General features: G+C 44.7%; 30 protein-coding genes and 1 pseudogene. All 31 read left to right on the top strand.

What is annotated here, in order from left to right:
- The first annotated feature begins 52 nt into the window (after positions 1-52).
- Positions 53-4,279: a DNA-directed RNA polymerase subunit beta' gene (rpoC, locus tag ABIS04_RS18645; RefSeq protein ID WP_137224545.1), complete on the top strand. Its 4,227-nt coding sequence runs from the start codon at positions 53-55 to the stop codon at positions 4,277-4,279.
- A 177-nt stretch (positions 4,280-4,456) separates the two neighbouring features.
- Positions 4,457-4,831: a 30S ribosomal protein S12 gene (gene rpsL, locus ABIS04_RS18640; protein ID WP_137224548.1), complete on the top strand. Its 375-nt coding sequence runs from the start codon at positions 4,457-4,459 to the stop codon at positions 4,829-4,831.
- An 82-nt stretch (positions 4,832-4,913) separates the two neighbouring features.
- Complete coding sequence (gene rpsG / locus ABIS04_RS18635; protein ID WP_124729270.1) at positions 4,914-5,384, top strand: 30S ribosomal protein S7; 471 nt, start codon at positions 4,914-4,916, stop codon at positions 5,382-5,384.
- 79 nt (positions 5,385-5,463) lie between these two features.
- Complete coding sequence (gene fusA / locus ABIS04_RS18630) at positions 5,464-7,560, top strand: elongation factor G (RefSeq protein ID WP_137224551.1); 2,097 nt, start codon at positions 5,464-5,466, stop codon at positions 7,558-7,560.
- A 69-nt stretch (positions 7,561-7,629) separates the two neighbouring features.
- A pseudogene (gene tuf / locus ABIS04_RS18625) lies at positions 7,630-8,815 on the top strand (elongation factor Tu).
- A gap of 354 nt (positions 8,816-9,169) precedes the next feature.
- Positions 9,170-9,481 carry a 30S ribosomal protein S10 gene (rpsJ, locus tag ABIS04_RS18620; RefSeq protein ID WP_124729273.1) on the top strand — a complete coding sequence of 104 codons (312 nt, stop codon included), beginning with the start codon at positions 9,170-9,172 and terminating at the stop codon, positions 9,479-9,481.
- A gap of 27 nt (positions 9,482-9,508) precedes the next feature.
- Positions 9,509-10,147 carry a 50S ribosomal protein L3 gene (gene rplC, locus ABIS04_RS18615; RefSeq protein WP_137224555.1) on the top strand — a complete coding sequence of 213 codons (639 nt, stop codon included), beginning with the start codon at positions 9,509-9,511 and terminating at the stop codon, positions 10,145-10,147.
- 17 nt (positions 10,148-10,164) lie between these two features.
- A complete protein-coding gene (rplD, locus tag ABIS04_RS18610; protein ID WP_137224558.1) occupies positions 10,165-10,770 on the top strand; it encodes a 50S ribosomal protein L4 in 606 nt (201 codons plus the stop codon).
- Positions 10,767-11,069, top strand: a complete 303-nt coding sequence (gene rplW, locus ABIS04_RS18605; protein WP_124729276.1) for a 50S ribosomal protein L23 — start codon at positions 10,767-10,769, stop codon at positions 11,067-11,069. The genes rplD and rplW overlap by 4 nt, the downstream gene beginning before the upstream one ends.
- Positions 11,070-11,085: 16 nt before the next feature.
- The gene (rplB, locus tag ABIS04_RS18600; protein WP_137224560.1) at positions 11,086-11,910 is read left to right on the top strand and encodes a 50S ribosomal protein L2; all 825 of its coding nucleotides are present in this window, start codon (positions 11,086-11,088) and stop codon (positions 11,908-11,910) included.
- A 14-nt stretch (positions 11,911-11,924) separates the two neighbouring features.
- A complete protein-coding gene (gene rpsS, locus ABIS04_RS18595) occupies positions 11,925-12,203 on the top strand; it encodes a 30S ribosomal protein S19 (protein WP_006083596.1) in 279 nt (92 codons plus the stop codon).
- A gap of 15 nt (positions 12,204-12,218) precedes the next feature.
- A complete protein-coding gene (rplV, locus tag ABIS04_RS18590; protein WP_011635644.1) occupies positions 12,219-12,551 on the top strand; it encodes a 50S ribosomal protein L22 in 333 nt (110 codons plus the stop codon).
- Between the two features lie 12 nt (positions 12,552-12,563).
- Complete coding sequence (gene rpsC, locus ABIS04_RS18585) at positions 12,564-13,253, top strand: 30S ribosomal protein S3 (protein ID WP_011635645.1); 690 nt, start codon at positions 12,564-12,566, stop codon at positions 13,251-13,253.
- An 11-nt stretch (positions 13,254-13,264) separates the two neighbouring features.
- Positions 13,265-13,675: a 50S ribosomal protein L16 gene (gene rplP / locus ABIS04_RS18580; RefSeq protein WP_137224563.1), complete on the top strand. Its 411-nt coding sequence runs from the start codon at positions 13,265-13,267 to the stop codon at positions 13,673-13,675.
- Positions 13,675-13,866, top strand: a complete 192-nt coding sequence (gene rpmC / locus ABIS04_RS18575; RefSeq protein WP_137224566.1) for a 50S ribosomal protein L29 — start codon at positions 13,675-13,677, stop codon at positions 13,864-13,866. The genes rplP and rpmC overlap by 1 nt, the downstream gene beginning before the upstream one ends.
- On the top strand, positions 13,866-14,114 hold the full coding sequence (gene rpsQ, locus ABIS04_RS18570) for a 30S ribosomal protein S17 (protein WP_137224568.1): 249 nt from the start codon (positions 13,866-13,868) through the stop codon (positions 14,112-14,114). Before rpmC ends, rpsQ begins: the two co-directional genes overlap by 1 nt.
- Positions 14,115-14,291: 177 nt before the next feature.
- Entirely contained in the window at positions 14,292-14,660 is a 369-nt protein-coding gene (gene rplN, locus ABIS04_RS18565) for a 50S ribosomal protein L14 (protein WP_011635649.1), read from the top strand.
- 10 nt (positions 14,661-14,670) lie between these two features.
- Positions 14,671-14,985, top strand: coding sequence for a 50S ribosomal protein L24 (gene rplX, locus ABIS04_RS18560; protein ID WP_124729279.1), 315 nt, complete (start codon positions 14,671-14,673; stop codon positions 14,983-14,985).
- A 13-nt stretch (positions 14,986-14,998) separates the two neighbouring features.
- Positions 14,999-15,538 carry a 50S ribosomal protein L5 gene (gene rplE, locus ABIS04_RS18555; protein ID WP_137224571.1) on the top strand — a complete coding sequence of 180 codons (540 nt, stop codon included), beginning with the start codon at positions 14,999-15,001 and terminating at the stop codon, positions 15,536-15,538.
- A 10-nt stretch (positions 15,539-15,548) separates the two neighbouring features.
- Positions 15,549-15,854, top strand: coding sequence for a 30S ribosomal protein S14 (gene rpsN, locus ABIS04_RS18550; RefSeq protein ID WP_137224574.1), 306 nt, complete (start codon positions 15,549-15,551; stop codon positions 15,852-15,854).
- A gap of 24 nt (positions 15,855-15,878) precedes the next feature.
- Positions 15,879-16,271 (top strand): 30S ribosomal protein S8, encoded by a 393-nt coding sequence (rpsH, locus tag ABIS04_RS18545; RefSeq protein WP_137224577.1) that lies wholly within the window; start codon positions 15,879-15,881, stop codon positions 16,269-16,271.
- A 10-nt stretch (positions 16,272-16,281) separates the two neighbouring features.
- The gene (rplF, locus tag ABIS04_RS18540) at positions 16,282-16,815 is read left to right on the top strand and encodes a 50S ribosomal protein L6 (RefSeq protein ID WP_137224580.1); all 534 of its coding nucleotides are present in this window, start codon (positions 16,282-16,284) and stop codon (positions 16,813-16,815) included.
- A gap of 10 nt (positions 16,816-16,825) precedes the next feature.
- Positions 16,826-17,176, top strand: a complete 351-nt coding sequence (gene rplR, locus ABIS04_RS18535) for a 50S ribosomal protein L18 (RefSeq protein ID WP_011635655.1) — start codon at positions 16,826-16,828, stop codon at positions 17,174-17,176.
- 12 nt (positions 17,177-17,188) lie between these two features.
- Complete coding sequence (rpsE, locus tag ABIS04_RS18530; RefSeq protein WP_137224583.1) at positions 17,189-17,692, top strand: 30S ribosomal protein S5; 504 nt, start codon at positions 17,189-17,191, stop codon at positions 17,690-17,692.
- A 6-nt stretch (positions 17,693-17,698) separates the two neighbouring features.
- Entirely contained in the window at positions 17,699-17,881 is a 183-nt protein-coding gene (gene rpmD, locus ABIS04_RS18525; RefSeq protein ID WP_137224586.1) for a 50S ribosomal protein L30, read from the top strand.
- 4 nt (positions 17,882-17,885) lie between these two features.
- Positions 17,886-18,320: a 50S ribosomal protein L15 gene (gene rplO / locus ABIS04_RS18520; RefSeq protein ID WP_137224589.1), complete on the top strand. Its 435-nt coding sequence runs from the start codon at positions 17,886-17,888 to the stop codon at positions 18,318-18,320.
- 7 nt (positions 18,321-18,327) lie between these two features.
- Complete coding sequence (gene secY, locus ABIS04_RS18515; protein ID WP_137224592.1) at positions 18,328-19,668, top strand: preprotein translocase subunit SecY; 1,341 nt, start codon at positions 18,328-18,330, stop codon at positions 19,666-19,668.
- A gap of 23 nt (positions 19,669-19,691) precedes the next feature.
- Entirely contained in the window at positions 19,692-19,805 is a 114-nt protein-coding gene (gene rpmJ, locus ABIS04_RS18510) for a 50S ribosomal protein L36 (RefSeq protein WP_011635659.1), read from the top strand.
- Between the two features lie 116 nt (positions 19,806-19,921).
- On the top strand, positions 19,922-20,278 hold the full coding sequence (rpsM, locus tag ABIS04_RS18505) for a 30S ribosomal protein S13 (protein ID WP_011635660.1): 357 nt from the start codon (positions 19,922-19,924) through the stop codon (positions 20,276-20,278).
- A gap of 17 nt (positions 20,279-20,295) precedes the next feature.
- Complete coding sequence (gene rpsK, locus ABIS04_RS18500; protein ID WP_011635661.1) at positions 20,296-20,688, top strand: 30S ribosomal protein S11; 393 nt, start codon at positions 20,296-20,298, stop codon at positions 20,686-20,688.
- 32 nt (positions 20,689-20,720) lie between these two features.
- Positions 20,721-21,341 (top strand): 30S ribosomal protein S4, encoded by a 621-nt coding sequence (rpsD, locus tag ABIS04_RS18495; RefSeq protein ID WP_137224595.1) that lies wholly within the window; start codon positions 20,721-20,723, stop codon positions 21,339-21,341.
- The last annotated feature ends 8 nt before the right edge of the window (positions 21,342-21,349 follow it).

The following is a 21,349-nucleotide window of genomic DNA, read 5'->3' as shown; positions in this document are numbered from 1 at the left end:
AGGGTGCTTTGCATCAGCAAAGCACCTGGTTTAACTCCTTCAGGAGAGAAACGTGAAAGACTTATTAAAGTTTCTTAAGCAGCAAAGTAAGACTGAAGAATTTAACGGTATAAAAATTGGTTTGGCCTCGCCAGATCTAATCCGTTCTTGGTCTTTTGGTGAAGTAAAGAAGCCAGAAACCATTAACTACCGTACATTCAAGCCTGAACGTGAAGGTTTGTTCTGTGCGCGTATCTTCGGTCCGGTTAAAGATTACGAATGTTTGTGTGGTAAATACAAGCGTTTGAAGCACCGTGGTGTTATTTGTGAAAAGTGTGGCGTAGAAGTTACCCAGACTAAAGTGCGTCGTGAACGCATGGGTCACATTGATTTGGCAAGCCCAGTCGCCCACATTTGGTTCTTAAAATCACTTCCGTCTCGTATCGGCTTAATGCTGGACATGACGTTACGTGATATTGAACGCGTACTGTATTTCGAATCATTTGTTGTTATCGAGCCTGGCATGACCACGCTTGAGCGCGGCCAAATGCTAACCGAAGAAACGTATCTCGATGCGTTAGAAGAATACGGTGATGAGTTTGAAGCTAAGATGGGTGCAGAAGCAGTTCTTGAATTGCTACGTGCTATCAACTTAGAAGAACAGATCGAGCAAATGCGTGAAGAGTTGCCATCAATTAACTCTGAAACCCGTCGTAAGAAGGTCACTAAGCGCCTTAAGCTGATGGAAGCATTTTTCACTTCTGGCAACAAGCCAGAGTGGATGATCTTAAAAGTATTACCGGTTCTTCCACCTGATCTACGTCCATTAGTGCCGTTAGATGGTGGTCGTTTCGCGACATCAGATCTTAACGATCTTTATCGTCGTGTTATTAACCGTAACAACCGCTTAAAGCGCCTGTTAGATTTAGCTGCGCCTGACATTATCGTACGTAACGAAAAGCGTATGTTGCAAGAGTCAGTTGATGCGCTATTAGATAACGGTCGTCGCGGTCGTGCTATTACCGGTTCTAACAAGCGTCCGCTTAAATCTCTTGCTGATATGATCAAGGGTAAGCAAGGTCGTTTCCGTCAGAACTTACTTGGTAAGCGTGTTGACTATTCAGGCCGTTCGGTAATTACCGTTGGACCTACTTTACGTCTGCATCAGTGTGGTCTTCCTAAGAAGATGGCACTTGAGTTATTCAAGCCATTCATTTACGGTAAGTTAGAAGGTCGTGGTTTAGCGACTACTATTAAAGCTGCTAAGAAAATGGTTGAACGCGAACAGGCTGAAGTATGGGATGTGTTAGACGAAGTGATTCGTGAACATCCAGTAATGCTTAACCGTGCACCAACACTTCACAGACTAGGTATTCAAGCATTTGAACCTGTTCTGATTGAAGGTAAAGCAATTCAATTGCACCCGTTAGTTTGTGCGGCATATAACGCCGACTTCGACGGTGACCAAATGGCGGTTCACGTACCATTAACGCTTGAAGCTCAGTTAGAAGCTCGTGCGCTAATGATGTCAACCAACAACATTTTGTCACCAGCTAACGGTGAGCCTGTTATTACACCGTCTCAAGACGTTGTATTAGGTTTGTATTACACTAGCCGTGAATGTATTAATGGTCTCGGTGAAGGCATGGCTTTCTCTGATGTATCAGAAGTAGAGAAAGCATACGCCACAGGTGTTGCTGAATTACATGCTCGCGTTAAAGTGCGTATTACTGAGACTCATATAGCTGAAGATGGCGAAAGAACGAAAGCAACTCGTATCATTGATACTACAGTTGGTCGTGCTCTTTTATCATTAATTCTGCCTGAAGGCTTATCGTATGATTTGGTTAACCAAAACATGGGTAAGAAGCAGATTTCTAAGTTGTTGAACACCTGTTACCGTCAACTAGGTCTTAAAGATACTGTTATCTTTGCTGACCAATTGATGTATACCGGTTTCCGTTTTGCAACCATTTCTGGTGCCTCTGTTGGTATCGATGACATGGTTATTCCAGACGAGAAATACACCTTAGTTGCAGAAGCTGAAGCTGAAGTGCTTGAAATTCAAGAGCAGTTCCAATCAGGTCTTGTTACTGCCGGTGAGCGTTACAACAAAGTCATCGATATTTGGGCAAGTGCTAACGAAAAAGTCTCTAAGGCTATGATGGAAAACCTGTCTACTGAGACAGTGATTAACCGTGATGGTGTACCAGAGCAACAAGCATCGTTTAACAGCATCTATATGATGGCTGACTCGGGCGCTCGTGGTAGTGCAGCTCAGATCCGTCAGTTAGCGGGTATGCGTGGTTTGATGGCTAAGCCTGATGGCTCAATCATCGAAACCCCAATTACAGCAAACTTCCGTGAAGGTCTAAACGTACTACAGTACTTTATTTCTACTCACGGTGCGCGTAAAGGTCTTGCCGATACCGCATTGAAGACAGCTAACTCGGGTTACTTAACTCGTCGTTTAGTAGACGTTGCACAAGACTTAGTCGTTATTGAAGATGACTGTGGTGTTGAACATGGTCTAACAATGAAACCACTTATTGAAGGTGGAGATGTTGTTGAGCCATTACGTGAACGTGTTCTAGGTCGTGTTGTTGCTCTTGACGTTATGAAGCCTGGTACAAATGAAGTGCTTGCTCCACGCAACACACTTCTTGATGAAGCCTGGTGTAATACGTTAGAAGACCACAGTATTGATGAAGTGATAGTACGTTCTGTAATTACCTGTGAAACAGACTTCGGTGTGTGTGCAGCGTGTTACGGTCGTGACTTGGCTCGTGGTCATATTATCAACCACGGTGAAGCTATTGGTGTGGTTGCGGCGCAGTCAATTGGTGAACCAGGTACACAGTTAACCATGCGTACGTTCCACATTGGTGGTGCGGCATCTCGAGCTTCTGCAGAAAACAACGTTCAAGTTAAGAACGCGGGTTCTCTGAAGTTACATAATGCTAAGCATGTTTCAAACATCGACGGTAAACTTGTTATCGTATCTCGTTCTTCTGAATTAGCCGTCATCGATGAGCTAGGTCGCGAGAAAGAACGTTATAAAGTACCTTACGGTACTGTATTAGAGGTATTGGAAGATTGTGACGTTGCAGCTGGGCAAATTATTGCTAACTGGGATCCACATACTCACCCAATTATTTCTGAAGTTGCAGGTAGTGTTAAATTCGTTGATATGATTGACGGTGTCACCATGACACGTCAAACAGATGAATTAACAGGTTTATCTTCAGTCGTTGTACTTGAGGTTGGTGCGCGTACTTCAGCAGGTAAAGAACTACGGCCTGCAATACGCTTAGTTGATGCTGATGGTAATGACTTAAAGATCCCTGGCACAGAAGTACCAGCTCAATATTTCTTACCTGGCCACGCGATTGTGTCAAAAGACGATAACGCGAAAATCAACGTTGGTGACGCATTAGCACGTATTCCACAAGAATCGTCTAAAACACGCGACATCACCGGTGGTCTTCCACGTGTTGCTGACTTATTTGAAGCGCGTAAGCCAAAAGAGCCTGCAATTCTTGCAGAAATCTCTGGTACTATCTCGTTCGGTAAGGAAACTAAAGGTAAGCGTCGTCTAGTGATCACTCCAGCTGATGGCAGTGAACATTATGAAGAGATGATCCCTAAGTGGCGTAACTTGAACGTGTTCGAAGGTGAAAAAGTCGAACGTGGTGAAGTTATTGCAGACGGCCCAGAAGCGGCTCATGACATTCTTCGTCTTCGTGGTATACACAACGTAGCAAACTACATTGTGAACGAAGTACAAGATGTTTACCGTCTACAGGGCGTTAAGATCAACGACAAACACATCGAAGTTATCATTCGTCAAATGCTACGTAAGTGTTTAATCACTTCAACAGGCGACACTGATTTCTTAGAAGGTGAGCAAGCAGAAGTTGCACGCGTGAAGATTGCTAACCGTGAGTTAATCGCTCAAGGTAAGACTCCTGCAACGTTTGAGCGTGAATTACTTGGTATTACCAAAGCATCTTTGGCTACTGAATCATTCATCTCAGCAGCATCGTTCCAGGAAACCACTCGTGTGTTAACTGAAGCGGCCGTTGGTGGTAAGAGCGATCCATTACGTGGTCTTAAAGAAAACGTAATCGTAGGTCGTTTGATCCCTGCTGGTACAGGTTATGCTTATCACATTGCCCGTAACGAAGAACGCGCCAAAGCGGCAAGTTCTCGTGGCAAAGTGGCAACGACAACTGTGACTGCAAGCGAAGCTGAACAGAACCTAGCAGATCTCTTAAACTTGGCTGGTAGCCAAGATTAAGTTAATGTTATGTTAACAAAAGGCGCCATTGGCGCCTTTTTTATTGGAATTTGCATGAAAAGTTGGCTATTTCTTGACAGATAGCGATTACCTTTCTAAAATTCCGCGTCCCACCATTGTGGGATATAGATTTTTCACACCTAATTGTTGAGTTTAAATCAACTGTCGGAGCTATACATGGCAACTGTTAACCAGTTGGTACGTAAGCCACGCGCGCCAAAAGTCGAAAAGACTAATGTGCCTGCGTTGAACGCGTGCCCACAAAAACGTGGTGTTTGTACTCGTGTGTACACTACAACACCTAAAAAACCTAACTCTGCACTACGTAAAGTAGCTCGTGTGCGCCTAACTAACGGTTTCGAAGTAACTTCGTATATCGGTGGTGAAGGCCATAACTTGCAAGAACACAGTGTAATCCTAATCCGTGGTGGTCGTGTTAAAGACTTACCTGGTGTGCGTTACCACACTATTCGTGGCGCATTAGACTGTGCTGGCGTGACTTCACGTCGCCAAGGCCGTTCTAAGTACGGTGCTAAGCGTCCTAAGTCTTAACGTATCCCGTTTAAGTAAGGCCAAGCTAGTATTTATTTGACATTCCAGTTTTGGAAATACCTGAAGCATACGGAGAATTAATATGCCAAGACGTCGCGTTGTAGGACAACGTAAAATCCTACCAGATCCAAAGTTTCACAGTGAGTTGTTGGCTAAGTTCATCAACGTCATCATGCAGGACGGCAAAAAGTCGACTGCAGAAAAAATTATTTACAAGGCACTAGATGTTGTCGCTGAAAAGAAAAGCGAAAATCATTTAAGTATCCTTGAAGCAGCTCTTGATAACGTTCGCCCATCAGTCGAAGTTAAATCTCGTCGTGTTGGTGGTTCTACTTATCAAGTACCATGTGAAGTTCGTCCTGTGCGTCGTAACGCACTAGCGATGCGCTGGTTAGTTGAAGCTGCTCGCAAACGTGGTGAAAAATCTATGGCTTTACGTCTAGCAGGTGAAATGCTAGATGCGTCTGACAACAAAGGTACTGCGGTTAAGAAGCGTGAAGACGTGCATCGCATGGCTGAAGCTAACAAAGCCTTCGCCCATTACCGTTGGTAATATGATGGAGTGGGCTTCGGCCCGCTCCATATTGTTGATATTGCTAAAACTAATCGTTTTAGTTGAGAGGGTATAAATAGTGGCTCGTACAACCCCAATTGAGCATTATCGAAATATCGGTATCGTTGCTCATGTGGATGCAGGTAAAACTACCACAACAGAACGTGTTCTGTTCTATACCGGTATGTCTCATAAAATCGGTGAGGTGCATGACGGCGCCGCCACGACAGATTGGATGGTACAAGAGCAAGAGCGTGGTATTACTATCACATCTGCTGCAGTAACAGCATTCTGGCGCGGAATGGATGCCCAATTCGCTCTACACCGAATTAATATCATCGATACTCCTGGTCACGTAGACTTTACTATTGAAGTCGAGCGTTCATTACGCGTTCTCGATGGAGCTGTAGTTGTATTCTGCGGTTCGTCAGGCGTTGAACCACAATCTGAAACAGTATGGCGTCAAGCAGACAAATACCACGTCCCGCGTATCGTGTTTGTTAACAAGATGGACCGTGCTGGGGCAGATTTCGACCGCGTTATAAAACAAATTCGTAACCGCCTTGGTGCAACTTGTGTCCCTATTCACTTGAATATTGGCGCAGAAGAAAGCTTCAAGGGTGTTATTGATTTAATTAAGATGAAAGCCATTAACTGGTCTGAAAACGATCAGGGAATGACGTTCTCTTATGAAGACATTCCTGCACATCTGGCAGCAAAAGCTGCAGAAATGCATGAGTATCTCGTGGAAGCAGCAGCTGAAGCCTCTGATGAACTGATGAATAAATACCTTGAAGAAGGTGAGTTATCTGAAGCAGAGATTAAAACAGCGTTGCGTCAGCGCACAATTAACAATGAGATCGTGCTCGCTACCTGTGGTTCTGCCTTTAAGAACAAAGGTGTGCAAGCGGTTCTTGATGCGGTAATCGATTTTTTACCCGCGCCTATTGATGTCCCTGCAATTAAGGGTCTTGATGAAAACGATAAAGAAGTTGAACGCCCATCAGATGATAAAGCCCCTTTTGCGGCTCTAGCATTTAAAATTGCGACTGATCCATTTGTTGGTACATTGACCTTTATCCGTGTGTATTCAGGTGTACTAGAATCAGGTGCTGCTGTTTATAATTCTGTTAAGCAGAAACGTGAACGAGTTGGTCGAATTGTGCAAATGCACGCAAATGACCGAACAGAACTGAAAGAAGTACGTGCTGGTGATATAGCGGCTGCTATTGGTCTTAAAGATGTAACAACTGGTGATACTCTTTGCGATAACGATCACAGAGTGATTCTTGAGCGCATGGAGTTCCCAGAACCCGTAATTACCATTGCCGTTGAGCCTCGTTCAAAAGCTGACCAAGATAAAATGGGTATTGCGCTGCAAAAATTAGCAGCAGAAGATCCATCTTTCAAAGTCGAAACTGATGAAGAGTCGGCACAAACACTCATATCTGGTATGGGCGAATTACATTTAGACATTATCGTTGACCGTATGCGTCGCGAGTTTGGTGTAGAGTGTAACGTAGGTAAACCACAAGTTGCCTATCGTGAAACCATTCGTTCTAAAGTGGAAGTGGAAGGTAAGTTCGTACGTCAATCTGGCGGACGTGGTCAATTTGGCCATGTTTGGTTAAGGATTGAGCCACTCGAAGAGGGTGCGGGCTACGAATTTGTTAACGAAATTGTGGGTGGTGCGGTTCCTCGTGAATTCATTCCTGCCGTTGACAAAGGTATTCAAGAACAGATGAAGAATGGTGTATTAGCCGGCTATCCTGTTCTTGACGTGAAAGTCAGTTTGTTTGACGGTTCATATCATGATGTGGACTCAAACGAAATGGCCTTCAAAATTGCAGGTTCTATGGGCTTCAAAACGGGTGCGCTTGAAGCAACCCCGGTGTTGCTCGAACCTTGTATGAAAGTAGAAGTAACTACGCCTGAAAATTATATGGGCGACGTTGTTGGTGATTTAAACCGACGTCGTGGCATAATTGAAGGTATGGATGATGGCATCGCAGGTGTTAAACTTGTCCACGCAGTAGTACCTCTATCTGAAATGTTTGGTTATGCGACTGATTTGCGCTCTGCATCTCAGGGTCGTGCTTCATACTCTATGGAGTTTTTGAAGTATGCAGATGCACCGCAAAACATTGCAAAAGCGATTATAGACTCTCGTAACTAATATTGGTTACGGCATCAATGTTATATTGCTCGAACTAATCGAGCACTTCTGAAAAGAAAGGAATATATCGTGGCAAAAGCTAAATTTGAACGTAACAAGCCCCATGTAAACGTGGGCACCATCGGTCACGTTGACCATGGCAAAACAACCTTAACAGCAGCAATTTCAGCTGTTTTGTCTAAGACATATGGTGGTGAAGCTCGTAACTTCGCTCAAATCGATAATGCTCCAGAAGAGCGTGAGCGCGGTATTACAATTAATACTTCTCACATCGAATATGACACGCCAATTCGTCACTATGCGCACGTAGACTGTCCAGGTCACGCGGATTATGTTAAAAACATGATTACTGGTGCTGCACAGATGGACGGCGCAATCTTAGTTGTTGCTGCAACAGATGGCCCAATGCCACAGACACGTGAGCACATCTTGCTTTCACGTCAAGTAGGCGTACCTTTCATCATCGTATTCATGAACAAGTGTGACATGGTAGATGACGAAGAATTACTAGAATTAGTAGAAATGGAAGTGCGCGAGCTTCTTTCAGAATATAGACTTCCCAGGTGATGATTTACCAGTAATTCAAGGTTCAGCTCTTAAAGCCCTAGAAGGCCAGCCAGAGTGGGAAGCTAAAATTCTTGAGCTTGCAGAAGCACTAGATACTTATATTCCTGAGCCAGAGCGTGACATCGATAAACCATTCCTACTTCCAATTGAAGATGTATTCTCAATTTCAGGTCGTGGTACAGTGGTAACAGGTCGTGTTGAACGTGGTATCGTTCGCGTATCAGACGAAGTTGAAATTGTTGGTGTTCGTCCAACAACTAAAACAACTTGTACTGGTGTAGAAATGTTCCGCAAGCTACTTGACGAAGGTCGTGCTGGCGAAAACTGTGGTGTGTTATTACGTGGTACTAAGCGTGATGATGTTGAACGTGGCCAAGTACTAGCTAAGCCTGGTTCAATTAACCCACACACAACTTTCGAATCAGAAGTTTACGTGTTGTCAAAAGAAGAAGGCGGACGTCATACTCCATTCTTCAAAGGCTACCGTCCACAATTCTTCTTCCGTACAACAGACGTAACAGGCACAATTGAGTTACCAGAAGGCGTAGAAATGGTTATGCCTGGTGATAACATCAAGATGGTCGTTACTCTGATTTACCCAATCGCGATGGACGACGGTTTACGTTTCGCTATCCGTGAAGGTGGCCGTACAGTTGGTGCAGGTGTTGTAGCTAAAATTATCGCGTAATAGCGAGTTTAGTGAACACTAAAAAAGGAAGCCTAGGCTTCCTTTTTTATTTTCTGAAAACTGACAATCTATACAGGAATGAACATCTGCATGCTGAGAAATCAACAGCAATTGATTGTAGAAAGACTTTATGAAGACTATTTACACAATAGGCTTGATCTACGAAAGAAGATCTGTATAATTGCCCTCTCGCTGACTAGTGCAGCGTAAATTATAATGTTTAGCCTGTTAGGTTACTCATTTACATAGCGACTCCGATTGGGAGTCGAACGGTTAAATCATCTCGCTCTGCGTTCCTATAAGGAAGATGCTAGAGGGTGATTTTTTATATGTCCATTTTAGGAGCTCTGGTCAATGCAGAACCAAAGAATCCGTATCCGCTTGAAAGGCTTTGATCATCGTTTGATTGATCAGTCTACAGCGGAAATCGTTGAAACTGCTAAGCGTACTGGCGCGCAGGTACGTGGTCCTATTCCACTACCAACTCGCAAAGAGCGTTTTACCATTTTGATCTCTCCGCACGTTAATAAAGATGCACGTGACCAGTACGAAATTCGTACCCACAAGCGTTTAGTTGACATCGTAGAGCCAACAGAAAAGACAGTAGACGCATTAATGCGTTTAGATCTTGCGGCTGGTGTCGACGTTCAGATTAGCTTAGGTTAATTGAGATCCTTAGAAGAGGTTTGAGAGATGGCTATCGGTCTTATCGGTCGTAAAGTGGGTATGACCCGCATCTTCACTGAAGATGGTGTGTCAATCCCAGTAACAGTAATTGAAGTTGCTGGCAACCGTGTTACTCAAGTGAAAACTTTAGAAACTGACGGTTACCGTGCACTTCAAGTGACTACTGGTACCAAAAAAGCCAATCGCATCACTAAAGCTGAAGCAGGTCACTTTGCCAAGGGCGGCGTAGAAGCTGGTCGTGGTTTGTGGGAAATGCGTTTAGCAGATGGCGAAGGCGAAGGCATTGTAGTTGGTGCCGAACTTAATGTTGATATTTTCGCAGAAACTGTGAAAGTAGACGTTACCGGTCAATCAAAAGGTAAGGGCTTCCAAGGCGGTGTTAAGCGTTGGAATTTCCGTACTCAAGATATGACTCATGGTAACTCTTTGTCACACCGTTCGAATGGTTCTATCGGTCAGAACCAAACGCCTGGTCGTGTATTCAAAGGCAAGAAGATGTCAGGCCATATGGGTGCTGTACAAGTAACAACTCAAAATCTACACGTTGTACGTGTTGATGCAGAGCGTAACTTGTTATTAGTACGCGGCGCTGTTCCAGGCGCTACCAATGGTGACTTGATTATCAAGCCAGCAGTTAAAGCTTAAGGTCTGAGGAGATAGTAATGGAATTGGTATTGAAAGACGCGCAGAGCGCTCTTGAAGTTTCCGAAACTACCTTCGGCCGTGACTTTAACGAGGCATTGGTTCATCAGGTAGTTGTAGCTTACGCTGCAAACGCACGTCAAGGCACTCGTGCCCAAAAGACGCGCGCGGAAGTAATTGGCTCAGGCAAAAAGCCTTGGCGCCAAAAAGGCACAGGCCGTGCTCGTGCCGGTAGTGTTAAAGGCCCGATCTGGCGTGGCGGTGGCGTAACATTCGCTGCTAAACCACAAGATCACAGCCAAAAAGTTAACAAGAAGATGTACCGTGGTGCTCTTAAGAGCATTCTTTCTGAATTGGTACGTCAAGAACGTTTAGTTGTCGTCGAATCTTTTGGTGTTGAAGCTCCTAAAACTAAAGAGCTGAAAGCTAAATTGAAAGAAATGCAACTAGAAGACGTTCTAATTGTTACTGCAGAAGTTGATGAGAATTTATTCTTAGCAGCTCGCAACTTATACAAGGTTGATGTACGTGACGTAGCGGGTCTTGACCCAGTAAGTCTAATTGCATTCAACACTGTTCTTGTTACTGCTGATGCAGTGAAGCAAATCGAGGAGATGCTAGCATGATCCGCGAAGAACGTTTGCTAAAAGTGATTCTTGCTCCACATATCTCTGAAAAGAGTACTGTGGTTGCTGAGAAAAACAACACTGTAGTTTTCCGCGTAGCTATCGATGCGACTAAAGCAGAGATTAAAGCTGCAGTAGCGAAGCTATTTGAAGTTGAAGTCGATTCAGTTCGCACTTTAGTTAACAAAGGCAAAACCAAACGTACCGGTGGCCGTGTAGGTCGTCGTAGCGATTGGAAAAAAGCTTATGTTACTTTAGCGGCTGGTGCTGATATTGATTTCGTCGGCGGCGCTGAATAAGCAAAGGAGAATTATCATGGCAGTTATTAAGTGTAAGCCAACCTCTCCAGGTCGTCGCCACGTAGTTAAAGTGGTGAATACGGACCTGCATAAGGGTAAACCTTTTGCTGGCCTGTTGGCGAAAAAATCTAAAAGTGGTGGCCGTAATAATACTGGCCGTATCACTGTACGCCACATTGGTGGTGGACATAAGCAGCACTATCGTATTGTTGACTTTAAACGCAACAAAGATGGTATCCCTGCGAAAGTTGAACGTCTTGAATATGATCCAAACCGTACAGCGCACATTGCGTTAGTATTGTATGCCGATGGTGAACGTCGTTACATTCTTGCTGCAAAAGGCATGAAAGCTGGCGACCCAATCCAATCTGGCTTGGATGCAGAAATCAAGACTGGTAACGCTATGCCGTTACGCAACATTCCAGTAGGTAGTGTTGTACACGCTGTTGAGATGAAGCCTGGTAAAGGCGCTCAGATCGCACGTTCAGCTGGTGCTTATGTACAAGTTGTTGCTCGTGATGGTGCTTATGCAACTTTACGTCTTCGCTCTGGCGAAATGCGTAAAGTTCCAGTAGATTGCCGCGCGACATTTGGTGAAGTTGGTAACGCCGAGCATATGCTACGCCAGTTAGGCAAAGCAGGTGCTAAGCGCTGGAGAGGCGTACGCCCTACAGTTCGTGGTGTTGCAATGAACCCAGTAGACCATCCACATGGTGGTGGTGAAGGCCGTACTTCTGGTGGACGTCATCCAGTGAGTCCATGGGGTGTGCCGACTAAGGGTTATAAAACTCGTAGCAACAAGCGCACTGACAAGTACATCGTACGTCGTCGTAATAAATAGTAAGAGGATTCGCCATGCCACGTTCTCTCAAGAAAGGTCCCTTCATTGACCTGCACTTGCTGAAGAAGGTAGAGAAAGCGATGGAAGCGGGAGACAAAAAGCCTATTAAGACTTGGTCTCGTCGCTCAATGATCATCCCTAATATGATTGGGTTGACCATCGCTGTCCATAATGGTCGTCAGCACGTACCTGTGTTCGTAACTGACGAAATGATCGGTCATAAGCTTGGTGAATTTTCACCAACTCGCACTTATCGCGGCCATGCTGCAGATAAGAAAGCGAAGAAGCGTTAATACGGGAGGAATAAGATGGAAGTTTTAGCTAAACATCGTTTTGCTCGTACGTCTGCGCAGAAGGCCCGTCTAGTTGCTGATCAAATTCGTGGGTTGCCTGTTTCTAAGGCTCTCGAGATTTTGACATTCAGCCCCAAGAAAGCCGCCGTACTAGTTAAAAAAGTACTTGACTCAGCTATCGCAAACGCCGAACACAACGAAGGTGCTGACATTGATGAGCTTAAAGTTGGAGCCGTCTTCGTAGATGAAGGCCCAACAATGAAGCGTATCATGCCACGTGCTAAAGGCCGCGCTGATCGTATCATGAAGCGTACCAGCCACATTACTGTGGTTGTAGCAGATCGCTAGGAGAAGAGAGCAATGGGACAGAAAGTACATCCTAATGGTATCCGTTTGGGTATCACTAAGCCTTGGATCTCTACCTGGTACGCAGATAAGTCAGACTATGCAAATAATCTGAACAGCGACTGGGAAGTGCGTCAATATTTAACTGAAAAGTTAAAAGCCGCATCAGTATCTAAGATTGTCATTGAACGCCCAGCGAAAAGCATCCGCGTTACTATTCACACTGCCCGTCCAGGTATTGTGATTGGTAAGAAAGGTGAAGACGTTGAAGTATTACGTGCATATGTGTCTAAAATCACTGGCACTACTGCTCAAATCAACATCGCTGAGATCCGTAAACCTGAATTAGACGCTAAGCTCGTCGCTGACTCTATTGCTCAGCAATTAGAGCGCCGTGTTATGTTCCGTCGTGCTATGAAGCGCGCAGTTCAAAACGCAATGCGAATTGGTGCTCAAGGTATCAAAGTTCAAGTCAGCGGCCGTTTAGGTGGCGCAGAAATCGCACGTGCAGAATGGTATCGTGAAGGTCGTGTACCTTTGCATACTTTGCGTGCTGATATCGACTATTCAACTGCAGAAAGTCACACTCAATATGGTGTGATTGGTATTAAAGTTTGGATCTTCAAAGGCGAAGTTCTAGACGGTTTGGTACCTGCTATTGAAGAGCCTAAGCAGCAACCTAAGCGTAAGCCTCGTGGTAAATAGGAGAAACTTTTATGCTGCAACCTAAACGTATGAAGTTTCGCAAGATGTTCAAGGGCCGCAACCGTGGTCTAGCGAACGGTACTGAAGTTAGCTTTGGTACTTTCGGTTTGAAAGCAGTCGGCCGTGGCCGTTTAACTGCTCGTCAAATCGAATCTGCACGTCGTGCCATGACACGTCATGTTAAACGTCAAGGACAAATTTGGATTCGAGTTTTCCCTGACAAGCCAATTACCTCTAAGCCTCTTGAAGTGCGTATGGGTAAAGGTAAAGGTAACGTTGAATACTGGGTATGTCAGATTCAACCTGGTAAGGTTCTTTATGAGATGGGTGGTGTTCCTGAAGCGTTGGCTCGTGAAGCCTTTGCTTTGGCAGCTGCCAAGCTACCTCTGAAGACTACCTTCGTAACTAAGACGGTGATGTAATGAAAGCGAGCGAACTAAGAGAAAAGAGCGTTGAAGATCTTAACGCTGAATTACTTGGTCTGCTGCGTGAGCAGTTTAACTTGCGTATGCAACACGCTACTGGTCAGTTGAGCCAAACACATCAATTGAAACTAGTGCGTCGTAACATTGCACGTGTTAAGACCATTATTACTTCTAAGGCAGGTGCCTAATGTCTGATAAAGCCCGTACTTTGCAAGGTAAAGTGATTAGCAATAAAATGGACAAGTCTATTACTGTTGCTATTGAGCGCCAAGTGAAACATCCTATTTATGGGAAGTACATTAAGCGTACAACTAAGATCCATGCACATGACGAAACTAATCAGTGTAATGAAGGGGATTATGTGGCTATTAGCCAGTGTCGTCCTCTATCTAAGACTAAGTCTTGGACACTAGCTGAAGTAGTGACAAAAGCCTAATTTTTATTAGGTTAACGTAAACGGCTCCAGTAATTGGGGCCGTTTGTTTTTTTTGCTATGCATTCTAAATATGTGGTGTTATACTTGCGCGCCAATTTTAGGTAAAGTATTACTTAAATTTGGTTCAAATATAGTCCCATAGTGGGATTGTGTAGTAACGATAGCGGAGCACTTGAAATGATCCAAATGCAATCGACTCTAGACGTCGCATGTAACAGCGGCGCACGCAGAGTTCAGTGTATTAAGGTCTTGGGTGGCTCTCATCGTCGTTATGCCGGTATCGGCGACATCATCAAAGTTTCTGTTAAAGAAGCAATTCCTCGCGCTAAAGCGAAGAAAGGTGATGTATATAACGCGGTGGTAGTCCGTACTAAGAAAGGCGTACGTCGTCCAGACGGTTCTGTCATTCGCTTCGATCGGAATGCTGCGGTTTTGCTTAACGCAAACCTTGCACCGATTGGTACTCGTATCTTTGGCCCAGTGACACGTGAATTGCGTAATGATAAATTCATGAAAATTGTCTCGCTGGCACCAGAAGTACTGTAAGGAGCTTCAAATGGCAGCTAAAATCCGTCGTGAAGACGAAGTAATTATATTAGCAGGTAAAGACAAGGGTAGCCGCGGTAAGGTTTCTCAAGTTCTACCTACTGGTAAGTTAATTGTTGAAGGCCTAAACCTTGTTAAAAAGCACCAGAAACCAAACCCTCAATTGGGCGTGACTGGCGGCGTTATCGAGAAAGAAGCACCGATACAAACATCAAACGTTGCGATCTTTAACCAAGCCACAGGCAAGGCAGATCGTGTTGGTTTCCGATTTGAAGACGGCAAAAAAGTCCGTTTCTTTAAATCGAACAGCGAACTCGTTAAGTAATTTGGAGTAAACGATGGCGAAACTGCATGATAAATATCAAGAGACTGTAATCGCTGAACTAGCTAAAAAGTTCGGTTATAGCAGTGTCATGCAAGTCCCTCGGATTGAAAAAATCACCCTAAACATGGGTGTGGGCGAAGCTGTTGCAGATAAGAAAGTTATGGAGCATGCGCTCCGTGACATGACTGCAATCGCTGGCCAGAAGCCAATTGTAACTGTTGCTCGTAAATCAGTTGCTGGTTTTAAAATCCGTGAAGGCTACCCTATTGGCTGTAAAGTGACCCTACGCGGTGAGCGTATGTGGGAATTTTTAGAGCGTTTAGTTGACATTGCAATACCACGTATTCGTGATTTTCGTGGCTTAAGCGCTAAAGCGTTTGACGGCCGTGGTAATTACGCAATGGGCGTGCGTGAGCAGATCATCTTCCCAGAAATCGATTATGATAAAATCGATAAAATTCGTGGTATGGATATTGTTATCACTACTACTGCGAAGAATGATGAAGAAGGTCGTGCTTTGTTAGACGCTTTTAACTTCCCATTCAAGAAATAAGGGTAGCATAATGGCAAAAACATCTATGAAAGCACGTGAAGCAAAGCGTGCACAGCTCGTAGCTAAATATGCTGAAAAGCGTTTAGCACTTAAGGCTATTATCAGCAGCCCTGCAACTTCGGAAGAAGATCGCTGGGAAGCTGTACTTAAGTTACAAGCTCTACCACGTGATTCTAGCGCTGCGCGTCAACGCAACCGCTGTAATCAAACTGGTCGCCCACATGGTTTTCTACGTAAATTCGGCTTAAGCCGTATTAAATTACGTGAAGCTACCATGCGTGGTGAAGTTCCTGGTCTGCGTAAGGCCAGCTGGTAAGCACTTGTCACGGAGTAAGCTAATATGAGCATGCAAGATCCTATTGCGGATATGTTAACCCGTATTCGTAACGGCCAAGCTGCTAACCACGTATCTGTAAAGATGCCTTCAGCTAAGTTAAAAGTAGCAATAGCGAAATTACTTAAAGATGAAGGTTTCATTACCGACTACGCCGTAGCAGATGAAGCTAAGCCTGAATTAGAAATTACGTTAAAGTATTTTCAAGGCAAACCAGTCGTTGAGACTATCCAGCGTGTAAGTCGCCCTGGTCTTCGTATTTACAAAGGTAAAGACGAACTTCCAAAGGTGATGGGCGGGTTGGGTATCGCAATTGTGTCCACTTCTAAAGGCTTGATGACTGATCGTGCTGCCCGCCAAAATGGCTCGGGTGGCGAGGTTATCTGCTACGTAGCGTAAGGAGCTATAAATGTCTCGTGTTGCAAAAGCACCAGTCACTGTTCCTGCTGGCGTAGAGGTGACTTTAAACGAACAGACTCTTACTGTGAAAGGCAGTAAGGGAAGTCTGACTCGAGTAATCAACAATGCGGTAAATGTTGTTATTGAAGATGCGCAAGTTAAGTTTCTTCCTGTCGAAGGCGTTGCTAACGCTTGGGCACAGGCTGGTACTGCACGTGCATTAGTAAACAACATGGTTGTTGGTGTATCTCAAGGTTTTGTGAAAAAACTTAAATTAGTTGGTGTAGGTTACCGTGCAAAAATTGCTGGTAGTGACTTAGATTTAACGTTGGGTTTCTCACATCCATTAGTACACAAACTGCCCGCAGGCGTTACTGCAGAGTGTCCTAGCCAAACTGAAATCGTGCTTTCGGGCGTTGATAAACAAGTTGTTGGCCAGGTTGCTGCTGAAATTCGCGGATATCGTCCACCAGAGCCTTATAAAGGCAAGGGTGTTCGCTATGACGACGAAGTAGTACGCCGTAAAGAGGCTAAGAAGAAGTAGGTAACGCGATATGGATAAGAAAACATCTCGCTTACGTCGCGCGTTACGTGCACGTAAGAAGATCCAAGAGCTGGGCGTGAATCGTCTGGTTGTACATCGTACACCGCGTCACATTTATGCTCAGGTAATCAATCCTGAAGCTCAGGTGTTGGCAGTTGCTTCAACCGTTGAAAAAGCGGTTAAAGAACTACTAAAGAGTACCGGTAACGTTGACGCGGCTAAAGCAGTAGGTAAAATTGTTGCTGAGCGTGCGATCGAGAAGGGCGTAGCAACAGTTGCGTTCGACCGTTCTGGATTCAAGTATCATGGTCGTGTTGCTGCATTAGCAGATGCCGCTCGTGAAGCTGGCCTGAAGTTCTAAGGGGTTATAAAAATGGCTAAATTAGAAGCTCAGCAAAAAGACGATCTGCAAGAGAAATTAATTGCAGTTAATCGTGTTTCTAAAGTAGTTAAGGGCGGTCGTATCTTTAGCTTCACAGCACTAACAGTAGTGGGTGACGGTAATGGTAAGATCGGCTATGGCTATGGTAAAGCGCGTGAAGTTCCAGCTGCTATTCAAAAAGCAATGGAAAAAGCCCGTCGTAATATGGTAACCGTGGAGTTGAATGCAGGTACTTTGCATCACCCAGTTAAAGGTCGCCATACTGGTTCTAAAGTTTATATGCAACCAGCATCAGAGGGTACCGGTATTATTGCCGGTGGCGCAATGCGTGCCGTATTGGAAGTAGCAGGCGTTCATAACGTTCTGTCAAAAGCATACGGTTCTACTAACCCGATCAACATCGTTCGCGCAACTGTCGATGCGTTGGTGCACATGAAGTCACCAGCTCAAATCGCAGCAAAACGTGGCCTGAATGTTGATGAAATTCGGGGGTAATGCACCATGGCTACTAAAACTTTAAAAGTCACACAGACTAAAAGCAGCATTGGTCGTTTACCAAAACACCGTGCAACCTTAACCGGTTTAGGCTTACGCCGTATTGGTCATACTGTTGAAGTTGAAGATACACCTTCAGTTCGCGGTATGATTAATAAAGTGTACTACATGGTTTCGGTGGAGGAATAAGATAATGCGTCTAAATACTCTATCTCCAGCAGCAGGTTCTAAATCTGCTCCTAAGCGTGTAGGCCGTGGTATTGGTTCAGGTTTAGGTAAGACAGCGGGTCGTGGCCATAAAGGTCAGAAGTCTCGTTCAGGCGGCGGCGTTCGCGTCGGTTTCGAAGGTGGTCAAATGCCACTTAAGATCCGTCTACCTAAGTTTGGCTTTACCTCGCGTCGCGCTTTGGTAACAGCTGAAGTTCGTTTACTCGAACTAGCAAAAGTTAACGGTGATGTTGTCGATTTGAATGCACTGAGAGATGCGAACGTTATTACTCGCAACATCCAGTTTGCGAAAATCGTTCTTTCAGGTACCATTGACCGCCCAGTGACTGTAAAAGGTCTCAAGGTAACCAAAGGTGCTCGTGCAGCTATTGAAGCTGCCGGTGGCAAGATCGAGGAATAATACGTCGATGGCAAAACCAGGACTTGATTTAAAAAGCGCGAAAGGCGGTTTATCAGAATTGAAAACACGCCTTCTGTTCGTGATTGGTGCGATTATCGTCTTTAGAGCCGGTTCGTTTGTGCCAATTCCTGGTATTGACGCAGCTGTATTGGCAGATTTGTTTGCCCAGCAAAAAGATACCATCCTTGGCATGTTTAACATGTTCTCGGGTGGTGCCTTAGAGCGTGCTTCTATCTTCGCATTAGGTATCATGCCGTATATTTCGGCATCGATCATAATGCAGTTATTGACTGTTGTGCATCCTGCACTCGCTGAATTGAAAAAGGAAGGCGAATCAGGACGTAAGAAAATCAGTCAATACACTAGATATGGTACACTCGTGTTGGGGACGCTTCAATCTGTCGGTATTGCAACCGGTTTACCAAATCTTATGCCTGGCCTTGTGGCCAATCCAGGATTTGGTTTCTACTTCGTTGCAGTTGTGAGCTTAGTGACAGGAACTATGTTCCTTATGTGGCTAGGTGAACAAATTACCGAACGTGGTATTGGTAATGGTATCTCGATTTTGATTTTCGCAGGTATTGTTGCTGGTTTACCATCGGCCATCGGCTCAACAGCCGAGCAGGCGCGCCAAGGTGACATGAATGTATTAGTACTACTGTTGCTCGCAGTTATCGTATTTGCTGTAACTTATTTAGTGGTATTTGTGGAACGTGGTCAACGTCGTATAGTCGTTAACTACGCTAAGCGCCAACAAGGCCGCAAGGTTTTTGCAGCGCAAAGCACCCATTTACCTCTAAAAATTAATATGGCAGGTGTGATTCCACCAATTTTTGCATCCAGCATAATTTTGTTCCCAGGCACACTGGCTCAGTGGTTTGGTCAAAATGAGTCTATGTCATGGTTAAGCGATTTCGCTTTAGCTGTGTCTCCAGGACAACCGCTGTATTCATTATTGTACGCGACAGCAATTATCTTTTTCTGTTTCTTCTATACTGCGTTGGTATTTAACCCTCGCGAAACAGCAGACAACTTGAAAAAGAGTGGTGCATTCATTCCTGGGATCCGTCCCGGAGAACAGACTTCGCGTTACATTGATAAAGTCATGACACGTTTAACCTTAGCGGGTGCGTTGTACATTACCTTTATCTGCTTAATTCCGGAGTTCATGTTAATTGCGTGGAAAGTACAGTTCTATTTTGGCGGTACTTCACTACTTATTATAGTAGTCGTAATCATGGACTTCATGGCTCAGGTTCAGACCCATATGATGTCTCATCAGTATGAGTCTGTGATGAAGAAAGCCAATCTTGTTAACAAAGCGAATTTAGATCGTTTTGGTAAATAAGATTTGTTTTACGGAGTGATGAAATGAAAGTTCGAGCTTCCGTTAAGAAGATCTGCCGTAATTGCAAGATCGTCAAGCGTAGTGGTGTTGTTCGTGTTATTTGTATTGAACCTAAACACAAACAGCGTCAAGGCTAGAAAGAAGTTTGGTCAGCTCAATAATGGGCTGACCAAAATATTGTTTGCAAATTTGTTGTCTGTCGAGTATCCTTTCGGGCTTTTCGCAGATAGCCTTTAACTTTAAGGAGTGCATAGTGGCCCGTATCGCTGGCATTAACATTCCTGATCAAAAGCATACAGTCATTGCTTTGACTGCTATTTTTGGTATTGGACGTACACGCGCTAGAGCAATCTGCGCATCTACTTCAATTGCTGAAGATGCTAAGATCAAGGAATTGAGCGAAGCTCAAATAGATATCCTACGCGAAGAAGTCGCCAAATACACCGTAGAAGGTGACTTGCGTCGTGAGATTTCAATGAACATCAAGCGTCTTATGGATCTTGGTTGTTATCGTGGTCTCCGCCATCGTCGTAGCCTGCCCCTTCGTGGGCAACGTACTAAGACCAATGCGCGCACGCGTAAAGGTCCACGTAAGCCAATCAGAAAGTAACGGGAAGGTAAACCAAAATGGCTAAAGTTCCGTCACGTTCTCCGCGTAAGCGCGTACGTAAACAGGTTGCAGATGGCATGGCTCATATCCATGCGTCTTTCAACAACACAATTGTCACCATTACAGATCGTCAAGGTAATGCGTTGTCATGGGCTACCTCAGGTGGTTCTGGTTTCCGTGGTTCACGTAAATCAACACCATTCGCTGCGCAGGTTGCTGCTGAGCGTGCAGGTATTGCTGCTCAAGACTACGGTGTTAAAAACCTTGAAGTTTTCGTGAAGGGTCCTGGTCCAGGTCGTGAATCAGCCATTCGTGCGCTGAACGCTGTTGGTTATAAAATTACCAACATTACCGATGTGACACCTATCCCTCATAATGGCTGTCGTCCACCTAAAAAGCGTCGTGTATAACACTGCGTATATAGGATAGTTGGAGAAAGATCATGGCAAGATACTTGGGTCCCAAGCTCAAGCTCAGTCGCAGAGAAGGTACAGACCTTTTCTTAAAAAGCGGTGTGAGAGCAATCGATTCGAAGTGTAAGCTAGAAACTGCACCTGGACAACATGGCGCACGTAAGCCACGTTTGTCTGAGTACGGTGTACAGCTACGCGAGAAACAAAAAGTTCGTCGTATTTATGGAGTGCTTGAAAAGCAATTCCGTAATTATTACAAAGAAGCTGCACGTCTTAAGGGCAATACCGGTGAAAACCTATTGCAACTTTTAGAAGTCCGCCTAGATAACGTTGTTTATCGTATGGGTTTCGGTTCTACTCGTGCAGAATCACGTCAGCTAGTAAGCCATAAAACTGTTATGGTTAACGGTCGTGTTGTTAACATTCCGTCATTCAAAGTGTCTGCGAATGATGTTGTAAGCATCCGTGAAAAGTCACGCACTCAAGCTCGTATTAAAGCGGCTTTAGAAGTGTCTGGCCAACGCGAAAAGCCTACATGGGTAGAAGTCGACAATGCGAAAATGGAAGGTGCTTTTAAGCGTATTCCAGAACGTAGCGATTTGTCTGCGGATATTAACGAACAGCTGATCGTCGAGCTTTACTCTAAGTAAAGCTAACA

The organism is Shewanella sp. H8, assembly GCF_040285065.1.
Classification (GTDB): Bacteria; Pseudomonadota; Gammaproteobacteria; order Enterobacterales; family Shewanellaceae; genus Shewanella; species Shewanella polaris.
Note: the sequence above shows the minus strand (reverse complement) of the source record. Positions and strands in the feature narration are given on the sequence as shown.